9 protein-coding genes and 1 pseudogene are annotated in these 13,081 nt (G+C 74.0%); 2 read left to right on the forward strand and 8 right to left on the reverse strand.

Features of this window, described 5'->3' with window-relative positions; translation table 11 throughout:
- Positions 1-1,234, reverse strand: a pseudogene (locus AB0J86_RS09870) (hypothetical protein); the annotation flags it as partial.
- Between the two features lie 288 nt (positions 1,235-1,522).
- Between AB0J86_RS09870 and AB0J86_RS09875 the strand changes: the two are divergent.
- Together AB0J86_RS09875 and AB0J86_RS09880 are read left to right on the forward strand one after the other, a co-directional pair.
- Positions 1,523-2,524, forward strand: a complete 1,002-nt coding sequence (locus tag AB0J86_RS09875) for a helix-turn-helix transcriptional regulator (protein ID WP_363855261.1) — start codon at positions 1,523-1,525, stop codon at positions 2,522-2,524.
- An 88-nt stretch (positions 2,525-2,612) separates the two neighbouring features.
- Positions 2,613-3,092, forward strand: coding sequence for a hypothetical protein (locus AB0J86_RS09880; protein WP_363855264.1), 480 nt, complete (start codon positions 2,613-2,615; stop codon positions 3,090-3,092).
- Here the strand turns inward: AB0J86_RS09880 and AB0J86_RS09885 are convergent.
- The 7 genes from AB0J86_RS09885 to AB0J86_RS09915 form a co-directional block, all read right to left on the reverse strand.
- Positions 3,083-3,937: a CoA ester lyase gene (locus tag AB0J86_RS09885; RefSeq protein WP_363855267.1), complete on the reverse strand. Its 855-nt coding sequence runs from the start codon at positions 3,935-3,937 to the stop codon at positions 3,083-3,085. The two genes, AB0J86_RS09880 and AB0J86_RS09885, sit on opposite strands and share 10 nt — an antisense overlap.
- The gene (locus tag AB0J86_RS09890) at positions 3,937-5,103 is read right to left on the reverse strand and encodes a CoA transferase (RefSeq protein ID WP_363855270.1); all 1,167 of its coding nucleotides are present in this window, start codon (positions 5,101-5,103) and stop codon (positions 3,937-3,939) included. The genes AB0J86_RS09885 and AB0J86_RS09890 overlap by 1 nt, the downstream gene beginning before the upstream one ends.
- A gap of 185 nt (positions 5,104-5,288) precedes the next feature.
- Entirely contained in the window at positions 5,289-7,475 is a 2,187-nt protein-coding gene (locus AB0J86_RS09895; protein WP_363855273.1) for an alpha/beta hydrolase-fold protein, read from the reverse strand.
- 11 nt (positions 7,476-7,486) lie between these two features.
- Positions 7,487-9,496 carry an SUMF1/EgtB/PvdO family nonheme iron enzyme gene (locus AB0J86_RS09900; protein ID WP_363855276.1) on the reverse strand — a complete coding sequence of 670 codons (2,010 nt, stop codon included), beginning with the start codon at positions 9,494-9,496 and terminating at the stop codon, positions 7,487-7,489.
- Positions 9,493-10,578, reverse strand: coding sequence for a ribokinase (locus AB0J86_RS09905; RefSeq protein ID WP_363855279.1), 1,086 nt, complete (start codon positions 10,576-10,578; stop codon positions 9,493-9,495). Before AB0J86_RS09905 ends, AB0J86_RS09900 begins: the two co-directional genes overlap by 4 nt.
- Entirely contained in the window at positions 10,575-11,951 is a 1,377-nt protein-coding gene (locus tag AB0J86_RS09910; RefSeq protein ID WP_363855282.1) for an ADP-ribosylglycohydrolase family protein, read from the reverse strand. Before AB0J86_RS09910 ends, AB0J86_RS09905 begins: the two co-directional genes overlap by 4 nt.
- On the reverse strand, positions 11,948-13,081 hold the full coding sequence (locus tag AB0J86_RS09915) for an ADP-ribosylglycohydrolase family protein (protein WP_363855284.1): 1,134 nt from the start codon (positions 13,079-13,081) through the stop codon (positions 11,948-11,950). The genes AB0J86_RS09910 and AB0J86_RS09915 overlap by 4 nt, the downstream gene beginning before the upstream one ends.

Genomic DNA, 13,081 nt, shown 5'->3' on the forward strand with positions numbered 1-13,081 from the left:
TCCCGTACGTCTCGTAAACCTCGCCGTTCTCAACGGTGTAGATGTAGCGCTCACCGCTGGGGCTCCACGTGGCCGAAACGGCGGTCGCCGCCGTCGGAACATTGATACGGTTCTTCACCCAACCCGTCGGGCTCCCGTACGTCTCGTAAACCTCGCCGTTCTCAACGGTGTAGATGTAGCGCTCACCGCTGGGGCTCCACGTGGCCGAAACGGCGGTCGCCGCCGTCGGTACGTTGATAGGGTTCTTCGCCCAACCCGTCGGGCTTCCGTACGTCTCGTAGAGCGCGCCATCTTCCAGGGTGTAGATGTAGCGACGGCCGCTGGGGCTCCACGTGGCGGACAGTGCGGTCGCCGCGGTCGGGACGTTGATCGAGTTCTTCACCCAACCCGTCGAACTCCCGTAGGTCTCATAGACCTTGCCGCCTTCGAGCGTGTAGAGGTAGCGCTGGCCACCCAGGCTCCAGGTTGCGGAGAGCGCGGTGGCCGTCGTCGGCACGTTGATCGGGTTCTTTACCCAACCCGTCGAACTCCCGTACGTCTCGTAAACTTTGCCGCCCTCAAGCGTGTAGAGGTAGCGGAAACTCGGGGTCGTTGCCGGGTCGTTCCGGATGTTCGTATAACGAATCGCCTTATGGTAGTCGGTCAGCTCATCCCACGAATCGAAGCCGAGCTTGCCAACGTTGTTCACCTTGTACGGGTTCCGGACCGTCTCTCCGGTATTGTTGAACGAGTAGACATATGCTCCGGCGCGATGGTTGCTCTTGTCCTTCCAGCTGACGAAGAGTTCGATGTGACCGGACACCGAACCCACGTCGGGCTTTACCACGGCGTCGCCGGGCAGGAGGTCGTCGAGCGGGATCTCGTCCCACCTCGCATCACTGACGTCGTTGAAGGCGTCGGTGTCGGGACTGCCATTCAGGTGCCAGGCCATAGCCACGAGCCCGGAACAGTCGGTGCGGTAGCTCCGACCGTCGGGGTCAGGCGCGCTAGCAGAGGTGTTGTACTCCTCCCCCTCGTCCACCCAGTACTGCGCCCGATCGAGCACCTCCGATCGGGTAATTGCTCCACCGACGGTGGACGCCTGGACCGCCGCCGGTCCACTCACCATCTCCGCGCCGATGCCGCCAACAGCCCCCGAACCTACGGCAATCGCCAGGCCGAGAAAACCTCCGGCCACGCGTTTACGTGTCAACAAAATAGCCACCAACCTTTCCTCTGACCACGCGCCCAGCACGCCTGGATGCGAACTATTACGCGACCGCGACCGAAAATCTCAACGCCAACGGTCTGCACAAAACGCAGCGGGGCCACCTTCCCCGAATTGCGCGTACAGCTCGCTGAGGCGTTTTGATCGACGACCGAGCCGTCCAGAAGTGTTATTCGCGAGCGGCGGAGAAGTCACTACCTCGACGCCGGCAGGACCCTGCCTGGCAACTTGCTGCCAGCACGCAGAGTCACGAATTAAGCCCAGGTCAACGGAGCTTGCGGGGCGATCACGGGTGAGAGATACTGCACTCCGCAGTTGATCAACTACAGCAAGTGGGTGACGATGCTCTCACAGCTAGGGCTTTCCCTGCAGACGGAGATGGTCTATCGTGCGCTTCTCTTCAACCCGCAACTGTCAGCAGCAGACCTCATGGCACGCCTGCGGATCTCCGAGCGCGTTACGCGCAAATCGCTGCGCGTCCTGGTCGATCTCGGATTGGTCCTGATGGATGACACTTCTGGCCAGCTGACAGCAGTGTCGCCGGGAACAGGACTCCGCGCCCTACTGGGGCACATCGAGCAGGATGTGCGACAGCGACAAATGCAGGCAGATGCTACTCGCCGGCAGATCGATTACCTGGCAAAACAGAGCGATTGGCTGCAACAGGAACCAACTGGAGTGGTCCGACTCGGGGATGCAAAGACAACCCGGAACAGGGTCGGTGAGCTACTGCAAAACGCCAGGCAAGAGTACTTCGCAACCATACCGTTCGACACCCACACTCCCTGGTTGGCGGAGGAAACCTTCAACCTCGCGAATCAACTTTCCGGGCGCGGTGTCCGGCTCAAATCCCTGTATCAGCGGATGCACCACGGGCGCTCTGGCCTCGACGAGATCGCGACACGACTCGTGAACCTGGGTAGCGAAGTCCGCACCGGACCGAAGCCGCCGGTAGGGATGGTTCTTGTGGACCGGGAAGTCGTACTCCTGTCGGACCGACCGGGAGACTCGACACCTTCTGTCATCGAGGTCCGCAACGCTGGCCTGATTGCGGCCATGTACGCGCTGTTCGAGCAGTTGTGGCAGGCAGCCAGACCCGTCACCGAGACCAGAGCAGAAACGCGAGACAAACTCACTCCCCAAGAGGCTCAGATACTTGGGATGCTCGCCGACGGATCGACGGACGAGATCGTCGCTCGCCACCTCGGCGTTTCGGTCCGCACCGTCCGACGCAACATCGCGCAGCTCACCGAGCGCCTGCGGGCATCGAGCCGGTTCCAGGCGGGCGCCCAGGCGGTACGCGCGGGATGGCTCTGACCCACGGCCGCAGCGTGCCGCGGCCGAAAGCCAATCTCCAGTAAGACACATAGTCCCACGCACCGATTCGAAACGGGGGGATACCTTGATGCGTGCCCGCTCCGCCGTACCGCCGACACCGCAGCGCCGGGCGGTCGTCCCGACCGTCGCGACCGCCCTGGCCGTCGCGGTGCTCGCCGCCGCGGCGGCCAGCCCGGCCGGCGCCGCCCCGGCCAATTCCGCCCCGGCCGCGCCCGCGAATCTGACCACCTATCCGCCCACCACCTGCGGCGACGTCACCAACCCGACCTGGCTGTCGCAGGACCTCGCCGTGGCGCACGGCGCGGGCGACGACACCACGGTCTCGGTGTACGCCTCGACCGGCCCCGCTTCTTCGGCCGGGGCACAGTGGTGGGACAGCGCGGCCGACGCCGACCAGGGCGGCTTCGCCCTCGGGAACGCCCGCCTGACCGTGGCGGACCTGGACGGCGGCGGTGCGGACGATGTCGTCGCCCTCTACCGCGACGGCGCCGACACATCGGTCAAGGTCAGGGTATCCGGCGGCGGCCCGCAGGCCCGTCAGGCGTAGCGCTCGGCCAGGGCGACCGTACGTTCGGCCGCGGCGACCATCGCGCGGTCGGCGAAGCGGCCGTCGGGCAGGACCGCGGTGCCCGAGTCCCGGGTCTGCGCCTCGGCGACCGCGTCCAGCAGTTCCCGCGCCCGGGAGACCTCGTCGTCGGCCGGCCGGAACGCCTCGACGATGACCGGGAGCTGGCGCGGGTGGATGGCGGCCCGGCCGACGAAACCGAGCCGGCGCCCGGCGACGCAGGAGGCGGCCAGCCCGTCCAGGTCGGCCACGTGCGGGTGGACCGACATGGCCGGCGGCGGCAGGCTCGCCGCCCGGGCCGCGACGACGATCCGGCCGCGCGCCCAGAGCAGCCCGTCGTCGTCGGCGACCCCCAGGTCCGAGCGGAGGTCCGCCTCGCCCAGCCCGATCGAGGCGACCGCCGGGTGCGCGCGGGCGATCGCGTACGCGGCCTCCACGCCGGCCGCCGACTCGACGAGCGGGTGCAGCGGCGGCCCGGTGTACCGGCCGGCCGCCCGCGCCCCGGCCGCGCTGAGCCGGTTCGCGACGGCCAGCAGCGCCTCCGGCGAGTCCACCTTGGGCAGCCGCAGCCCGGCCAGCCCCGGCGCGCCCACCACGGCGTCCAGGTCGGCCGCCAGGTCGGGCCCGGCCAGCTCGTTGACGCGTACCTGGACGGGCACCCGGTGCGCCTCGCCCACGAACTCGGCGACGGCCGACCGGGCGTACGCCTTGCGGCCGGCCACCACCGCGTCCTCCAGGTCGAGGATGACCGCGTCGGCGCCGGACCCGACCGCCTTGGCGAACCGGTCCGGCCGGTCCCCGGGCACGTAGAGCCAGGTCAGCAGCATCAGATCGTCCCCTCCGCGCGCAGCCGGTCGATCTCGTCGGCGGTCAGCCCCAGCTCGGTCAGGACCGCCTCGGTGTCCTGCCCGTGCCGCCGCCCGGCGTGCTCGATCCGCCCGGGCGTCGCCGACATCCGGAACGGCACGTTCTGCATCCGGACCGGCCCCAACTCCTCGTCGGGTACCGTGACCACGGTGCCGAGCGCGGTGTACTGCGGGTCGGCCAGGATGTCCGGTACCTCGTAGACCGGGGCGACGGCGGCCTGCGCCTCCTCGAACGCCGCGACCACCTCGTCCCGGCCCCGGGCGGCCACCCAGGCACCGACGGCGGCGTCGAGTTCGTCGGCGTGCGCGGCCCGCCCGCTGCCGGTGGCGAACCACGGCTCGTCGATCAGCTCGGGGCGGCCGACCAGGCGCATCACCCGTTCGGCGATGCTCTGCGCGCTCGTGGAGATCGCGACCCAGCGCCCGTCGGCGCAGCGGTACGTGTTGCGCGGCGCGTTGTTGTTCGAGCGGTTGCCGAGCCGGGGCTGGACGTAGCCGAGCTGGTCGTACCAGGTGATCTGCGGCCCGAGCATCGCCATGATCGGCTCGATGATGGCGAGGTCGACGACCTGCCCGACGCCGCTGACGTCGCGGGCCCGCAGCGCCAGCATCACCGCGTACGCGGTGGCGAGCGCGGTCACCGAGTCGGCCAGCCCGAACGGCGGCAGCGTCGGCGGCCCGTCCGGCTCGCCGGTGGCGGCGGCGAAACCGCTCATCGCCTCGGCGAGGGTGCCGAAGCCGGGCCGGCGGGCGTACGGGCCGACCTGGCCGAAGCCGCTGATCCGGGCGATCACCAGGCGGGGGTTGACCGCGTGCAGCTCGGCGGGGCCGATCCCCCAACGCTCCAGCGTGCCCGGCCGGAAGTTCTCCACCAGCACGTCCGCGTCGGCGACCAGCCGGCGCAGCACGTCCCCGGCGGCCGGGCTGGAGAGGTCCAGCGTGGCGCAGCGCTTGTTGCGTCCGAGCACCTTCCACCAGAGCCCGACGCCGTCGCGGGCCGGGCCGTGTCCCCGGGACGGGTCCGGCTTGCGCGGATGTTCGATCTTGGTCACGTCGGCGCCGAAGTCGCCGAGGAAGGCGGTGGCGAGCGGGCCGGCGAAGAGCGTCGCCAGCTCGACCACCTTCACCCCGTCCAGCGGCCGGGCCCCGGCCGCCGCGCCAGCGCCAGTATCGGGCGCGGCACTAGCACCGCCACCGGCACCAGCACCGCCACCGGCGCCAGGCACGGCACCGGCGCCAGGCACGGCACCGGCCACAGCGTCAGCGCCGGAGGAGGCCGCCACGCCGGGCACCGCGAAGCCGTCCAGCGGGGTCATGGCCGGCCTACCGTCGGGTCGACGGCGGCCAGGAAGACGTCACCGTTACCGAGCGCCGCGCCGCCGCTGGGCGTACCGGTGGTGAGGCCGGTGACCAGCAGTTTCCCGTCCGCGGCGAGGGTGGCGTAGACGTTCTCCTCGCCGAAGGCGTCCACCGCGTCGTCGCGGGCGGTGCCGTACTGGGCCGCCACGGTCTGCCGGCCGCGCCGGTCGAACCGCAGCGTCAGCGCGTCGGCGCCGCCGGCCGGTACCCCGAGGGCGCTGCCGGTGAAGCCGACCACGGCGACGTCGCCGCCGGGCAGCGCGACCACCTCGGCGCCCGCCTCGTCGCCCCGGCCGCCGCTGACCGTACGCCAGCGCTGCTGCCCGGTCGGGCCGTACGCGACGGTCAGCACGTCGGTGCCGCCGGCCGTGGCGGTACCGCCGCCGTCGGAGGCGCCGACGCTGCCGGTGGCGACCGCGTTGCCGGCCGCGTCGACCGCGAGCCCCGCGAGCAGGTCGTCGCCGGTGCCGCCGGCCGTGGTCAGCCACTGCCGGTCGCCGTCCGGGGTGAAGCGGGCGAGCCAGCCGTCGGTACCGCCGAGCGCCGTGGTGCCGGGCAGTCCGGCCGAGGTGACGCCGGTCAGGTAGACGCCGCCCGCGTCGGCCGCGACCGCGTACGCCTTCTCCTCGCCGGCCCCGCCGAACTGGCGGGACCAGGCGACCGTCCCGTCCGGACGGACCCGGACCAGCACGGCGTCCTTGTCGCCCGCGCTGGTGGCGGCGTACGAGCCGCTGGTGTAGCCGGCGACGTACGCGCCGCCGTCCGGGGCGGGCGCGACCGCGTAGAACCGGTCGGCCTTGGCCGGGTCCCCGAGCTGGGTCAGCCAGGTGCGCGCCCCGGTGGCGTCCAGCCGCGCCACGATGGCGTCGTCGGCCGGGCTGCCCGGATGTCTGCCGTCGAGGTCGCCCCGGGTGTAGCCGGCGGTGATCACCCCACCGTCGGCGAGCGGCACCACCCCGTAGAGGCGCTCGTTGGCGGGCGTGCCGAACTCGGCGGTCCAGGTCGCGGTCCTGCGGTCCGGGCCGAGCCGGGTCACCACGGCGTCCAGCCCGCCGGCGTACGGCTGCCCGTCGACCGGGCCGGACGCCGCGTACCCGAGCACGGCCCCGCCGTCGGGCGCCGCGGCGACCCCGCCGGCCCAGTCGGTGCCGGCGGTACCGCGCAGCGGCGCGGGCAGGCCGGCCGGCGGCGTGACGCTCAGGGTCGGGGCGAGCTGCCGCAGGCCGTCCACGAAGGAGGGTTCCCAGACGTCCCAGTCGTGCCCGCCGTCGACCACCCGGAACTGGGCGGCCACCCCGTCGGCCCGGCGGACCGTGTTGTAGAGGGTCGCGGCCTCGTAGTCGAGGTCGTGCACCGCGTCGGCCGGGTCCGGGTTCGGCACCTCGTCGTCGCCGACGGCGAGGTACATCCGTACCGGCAGCTCCGGGTCGAGCTTCGGTAGCAGCGCCGGGTAGTTCAGCCGCTGGTAGACCTCGTCGGAGAAGCGCTGCGCGCCCAGGCCGTACCCGCCGAACTCGCGGGCCGACGAGTCGGCCGGCGGCAGCGGGCGGTAGACCGCCGGGCTGAGCACCAGCGCGTTGGCGAAGAGGTCCTGGTGGGCCAGGGCGTACCGCAGCGCGCCCGCGCCGCCCATCGAGTATCCGCCGATCAGCCGGCCGTTGCGCTGCGCCGACGTCCGGTAGGTGGCGTCCACGTACGACACCAGGTCCCGGGTGAGCGCGGTCTCCACCGGCCGGCCCGGGTCGTCGGTGCCGGTGTACGCCGAGTCCACGTAGTAGCTGCCCCGCCCGCTCCACGGCGCGTCGGGCAGCACCGCGATCACGGGCGGCAGCTCGCCGTCGGCGATCATCCGGTCCAGGTCGGCCTTGACCCGGGTCCACGCCGTCATCGTGTCGCCCCGCCCGTGCAGCAGGTAGAGCACCGGGTACCGGAGATTCGCGTTGCGCGTCTCGGCGTAGCCGTACGGCAGGTAGACGGTGTAGTCGATCGGCGTACCGAGCGCGGCCGAGGGCGCGCTGGCCGTGGTCAGCGTGCCGACCCGCTCGCGGCTCGCCGCGGCGCCGTCGGGGAGCGCGCCGGCCAGTCCGGCCGCGAGCAGCAGCGCCGCGGCGCCGCCGCCGAGCCGCCAGGGCAGTCTCATCGGGTGACTCCTCATCCGGGCAGGTCGGCGGCGCAGCGGAAGCCCACCGACGACGAACGGGTCAGGCCGGCGCCGAGCAGCAGCAGCTTCACCGACGCCTGGGGCGGCTGCGGGCCGCCGTCGAAGTACCAGTCCGAGCCCTCCGCCCGGTACGCCGCGCCGCCCTTGACGATGACGAAGCGGGTACGCCCGTCGGTGTGCTCGCTCTCGGTCAGGTTCCACACCAGCGGCTCGGCCCGGGCCAGCAGCCCGGCCTCGGCGGCGACCTGCCACTCGTCCTCGGTCGGCAGCCGCAGCCCGGCCCAGGCGGCGTACGCCCGCGCGTCGGCCAGCTCGACGTGGGTGGCCGGCGCGTCGGCCGGACCCGGGAGAGTCTCGCTCTCCGACCAGGGCCAGCGCTCGGGGCGCGTCGGGCGGTAGCCGGTGGCGCGGACGAACGCGGCGTACTCGGCGTTGGTCACCTCGCGGGCGGCGATGGCGAACCGTCCCAGCCGTACGCTGCGGCGCAGGGTGGCGGTGTGGTGCAGCCGGGGCGGCAGCGGCTTCCACTCGTCCACGTACGGGGCCTCGCCGTAGAGGCCGGTCTCCCGTACCCGGTACCGGACGACCAGTTCGCGCCGGCCGGCCGCGACCTCGACCATGCCGGCCGGTACCCGGTCGTGGACGGTGACCGGCGCGGGCACCCGCACGGCCGCGCGGGCCGGGAAGGTCGCATCATCGTCGGCCCCGACCGAGTCGGAGTCTGTCGCGGCGGAGGCCGGGGGCACGGCGGTCGCCAGCACGGCGGCGATGCCGCCGGCGGGGAGCGCGCCGCCGACGGCGACCCGGCCGTCCGGCCGCGCGGTCGGGGTCAGCTCGGCCCCGGTGACCAGGTCGAACCAGCGCCGCCCCGGCCGGTCCTCGGTGACCAGCCACGGCCCGTCGTGCGCCGCGCCCCGGTTCACCACCGTCCAGAGCGGCTCGTCGCCGTGCGTCCAGCGGGAGGCGTACACCTCGGTTCCCGGCGCGTGGTCGGCCAGCGGGACCCAGTCCTCGGCGCGCAGCCAGGCCGCGCGGTCGCGCCGCACCCGGCGCATCGCGCGCAGCAGCGCCCGGTCCCGGGCGTTCCAGCCGACCCAGACCCCGAAGACGCTCTCCCAGACCAGCACGCCGCAGCCGTTCAGCCAGGCCGAGTGCAGCTCGTCCAGGTGGCTGCGGTGCCAGCGGCGGGTGTGGTGCAGCACGTGCCGGCGCTCGAACCACTTGGCCCGCAGCACCCCCGGCACCGTCGAGTCGGCGAACCACTGCGCCCAGGACATGGCGTGGTCGGCGATCCGGGCCAGCGGCACCCGCGACTCGCCCTCCAGGACGATGGCGCTGCCGGGCGTACCGCCGCCGGGCGGCGTACCGAGCGCGTCCAGCGCGGCCCGCAGCTCGCCGGCGCCCTCCTTGAGGGTGTCGAGGAAGACCCCGTCCACGCCGAGCCGGCCGGCCAGCGCGGCCACCCCGGTCGCGTCGCTGTCGGGCTCCCGGCGGGTACCGGTGTCCCACGGGTTGTAGTCGACGAAGACGCGTACGCCCCGCCGCTGGAACGCCCGGACCACCTCGGGCAGCTCCGGCACGTCCCGGTAGAAGTCGAACTGGTTGCGGTCGTCCAGCCCGATCACCGGGTACGCGTGCCAGAGCACCACCCCGTCGAAGCCGCCGAAGTCCCGCTCCGCCTCGTCGAGGAACTCCTCGACGGTGAAGACGCCGCGCTCGTGGTCGTAGAGCGCCTCGTCCCAGAGCCAGGCGAGGCAGACGCTGAAGCAGTCCCCGGCGATGGTGTCGTAGTGGCCGCCGTCGTACGCCACCCGCTGCCGCGCCCCGGCCCGCCAGCGGTGCAGCCGCTCCCGCCAGGCGGGCCAGTCGGCCGGGTCGTCCGGCGCCGCGAAGATCTTCGCCTCGTCCAGCACCGACAGGTCGGCGCCGGGGTCGAGCGGTACCGCCGAGGGCAGGTCGATCGGCCTCGGCACGTACGGGTTGAAGCCGGGCAGGGTCATCGTGGGCTCACCCCGTAGCTCCGCGCGGCGAGCGCGTCGATCTCGTCCCGGGTGGGCAGGGCGCTGGAGGCGCCGGGCCGCTGGGCGCAGGCGGCGCCCGCCGCGCAGGCCCAGCGCAGCGCCGCCGTGACCGCCGCCGGTTCGGTCGGTCCGCCGCGCTCGGCCCAGGCCACGGCGAGCGCGGCGGTGAAGGCGTCCCCGGCGGCGGTGGTGTCGACCGCCTCGATCCGGGGCGCCGGGACCGCCAGCCGCAGCCCGGTCCGGTCGGCGTACCGCACGCCCCGGGCGCCGAGCGTCAGCGCGACGCGGGGCACCACCAGCAGCAGCGCGTCGAGCAGCCCCGCCAGCGCGGAGTCGTTCCCGGCCGGGTCCGCCGGCTGAGCCTCGTTCCCGGCCGGGTCCGCCGGCCGAGCCTCGTTCCCGGCCGGGTCCGCCGGCTGAGCCTCGTTCCCGGCCGAGTCCGCCGATTCCGCCGGCGCCCCCGTGCCGCCGGCGGAATCGGCGAGTCCGGCGACCACGCCGGCCTCGACCTCGTTGACCACCAGCAGGTCGACCAGGTCGAGCAGGTCGGCCGGGAGCGGCCGGGCCGGCGCGGCGTTGAGGACGAACGTGGTACCGGCCGCGCGGGCCCAGCCGGCGGCCTGCCGTACCGCCGGCAGCGGGATCTCCAACTGGCAGAGGAGTACGTCCGCCGCGGCGACCGCCGCCCGGTCCTGCTCGGTCAGCGTGGTCAGCTCGCCGTTGGCGCCGGGCGCCACCACGATGAAGTTCTCCGCCGCGGCGTCGACCGCGATCAGCGCCACCCCGGACGGGCCGGGCACCCCGCGCAGCCGCTCCAGGCGTACCCCGGCGGCGGCCAGGTTCTCGCGCAGCTGGTCGGCGAAGCCGTCCTGGCCGACCGCGCCGACGAAGGCGCAGTCGGCGCCCGCTCGGGCGGCGGCGACGGCCTGGTTGGCGCCCTTGCCGCCCGGTACGGTGCTGAACCCGTTGCCGAGGACGGTCTCCCCCGGTCGGGGCAGCGTCGGGGTGGTCACCACCAGGTCGAGGTTGGCGCTGCCGACCACCACCACCCGCGCCGTCACGACCGCACCCCCGCGTCCGGGCCGAGTCGAGCGGTGCGCTCGGCCAGCTCGGCGAAGCCGATCCCGTCGAAGCCGGCGATGCTGCTGCGCAGCCGGCCGCGCAGCGGACCGGTCCACTCGGGCGGCAGGGCGGCGGCGCCGGTCAGCGCCCCGGTGACCGAGCCGACCGTCGCGCCGGTGGAGTCGGTGTCCCAGCCGCCGCTGACCACCGCGCAGATCGACCGGACCAGGTCGCCCCGGCCGTACGCGAGCGCGGCGGCGACCAGGGCGGCGTTGTTGCGTACGTGCACCCAGTGCAGGTGGCCGTGCCGCTCGTAGAGGGCGTCCAGCACCGTCTCCCAGTCGCTGGCACCGGCACCGAGCGCCCGCGCCTCGCGTACCGCCGCCGTGAAGCGGCTGTTCGGCGGCAGGACCGACTCGCCCGCGTCCAGCACGGTCTCCACGTCCGGGGCGACCACCGCGGCGGCGGTCAGCGCCGCCACCCAGAGCGCCCCGTAGACGCCGGCCCGGACGTGGCTGACGACCGCGTCCCGGTACGCCATCTCCGCCGCCCGGTCCGGCCGGCCGGGGTTGACCCAGCCGTACACGTCGGTGCGGATCTGCGCGCCGATCCACTCCCGGAACGGGTTGTGCCGCAGCGCGGTGGCCGGCGGGGTCAGCCCGAGCAGCAGGTTGCGGTACGCCACCCGCTCGGCCGTGAAGACCCGCCCGCCGGGCAGCCAGTCCAGCCACGCCTGGGCCACGTCGTCGCTGTCGAAGTCCCGCCCGGCGGTCTCCAGCACCCGCAGCGCCAGCAGCGCGAAGTTGAGGTCGTCGTCCTCGGGCATGCCGTCGATGTTCTCGGCGAGGCTGGTCGGCGCGCTGCGCCGGTTCCACGGCCAGCGGGCCGCCACCTCGGCCGGCAGGCCGGCGGCGGTGAAGTAGCCGGCGAGCGGCCACCGCCCGGTGGCGGTCAGGATCTCCCGGATGCCCTGCCGGGGGATCTTCTCGACCGGCTTGCCGAGCACGCAGCCGACCGCCCGGCCCAGCCAGGCGCCGTGCAGCCGGTCCGGGTCGGCCGGGCCGGCCGGCAGCGGGTACCGCTCCGGCCAGCCGGCCCGGATCTCGTCCAGCTCCTGCGGCTCGTCGGCCGAGGCCACGGCCGGCAGCGCGTCGCAGACGTCCAGCAGCCGCGCCGCCAGGGCCCGCAGGCCCGGGTCGGCGGGGGCCGGCGAGGCCCCGCCGACCGGCGGTACGGTGCTGCCGCCGGCCGCCGCCCAGCGCTCGGCCACCACGGAGACGTCGCGCCCCTCGTCGGCGCTGGCGGCCAGCTCGTGCGGCAGCAGGTCCTCCGGCTGCACCCAGGTGAGCCGCAGGCGCCCGGCCGCGCTCACGCGAGCCCCGCGAAGCGGTCGGCCCGGCGGCGGAACCGGTCCCGGTCGCGGGCGAAGACCTCGCCGGCGACCTCGGCCAGGGCGCGGGCCGGGGCCACCAGATCGGTGCGGGACGCCCGCGCCACCGTGGCCGACCAGTCGTCCGGCACCGAGGCCGCGCCGCCCAGCGCGCCCGCGATGGCGCCGGCCATGGTGGCGGTCGAGTCGGCGTCGCGGCCGTAGTTGACCGCGCCGAGCACCGCCGGGCGCAGCTCGCCCTTCGCCACGACCAGCATGCCGAGCGCCACCGGCAGCTCCTCGATCGCGTGCAGCCGGCTCGGCCGCCGCGCGCCGAGGCCGGGGCTGCGGTAGTCCTCGCCGACCGTGTCGTACGGGGCCACGGCGGCGCGCAGCGGCCCGATCGCCTCGCGCCAGTCGTCGTACCCCCGCGCGGCCTCGACCACGGCCTCGACCGCGGCCCGGGTGCCGTCGCGGCCCAGCTCCAGCGCGGCGGCGACCACGTCGTCCACGGTCGCGCCGGGCGCCATCGCGGCGGCCACCGCGGCGGCGAAGACCGCCGCGGCCTCCCGCCCGTAGCTGTGCTGGTGGGCGCCGGCGACCTCGACCGCCTCGGCGTACGCCCCGGCGGGGTCGCCCGCGTTCACGACCCCGACCGGGGCCATGTACATGGCGGCGCCGCAGTTGACGATGTTGCCGACGCCGGCCTCGCGCGGGTCGGCGTGCGCGTGGTGCAGGCGGGTGACCAGCCACCGCTCGGCCGCGGCCAGGCGGTGGAAGGTCAGCCCCTCCCGTTCCAGGTCCGGCAGGTAGACCACCCGCTCGATCAGGTCGGGCACGAGCAGCTCCGCCACGTCGTACGCGTCGAGATGGTCGCGCTTGCGCGCGTACGCCCGTACCAGCGCGTGGGTCATCAACGTGTCGTCGGTGATGTGCCCGTCGCCCTTGTGGTACGGCGCCATCGGCCGGGCGGTGGCCCAGTCGGCGTGGAACGGGGGCGCGATGCCCTCGACCCAACCGCCGTACCGGGCCCGGATCTGCTCGGGCAGCGCCGTTTCGGTGGCACCGCCGAGGGCGTCGCCCACGGCGGCGCCGACCAGGCAGCCGACCGACTTGTCGAGCAAGAGTTCCAT

The sequence above is a fragment of the Micromonospora sp. NPDC049559 genome, assembly GCF_040676675.1.
Classification (GTDB): Bacteria; Actinomycetota; Actinomycetes; order Mycobacteriales; family Micromonosporaceae; genus JBFAPK01.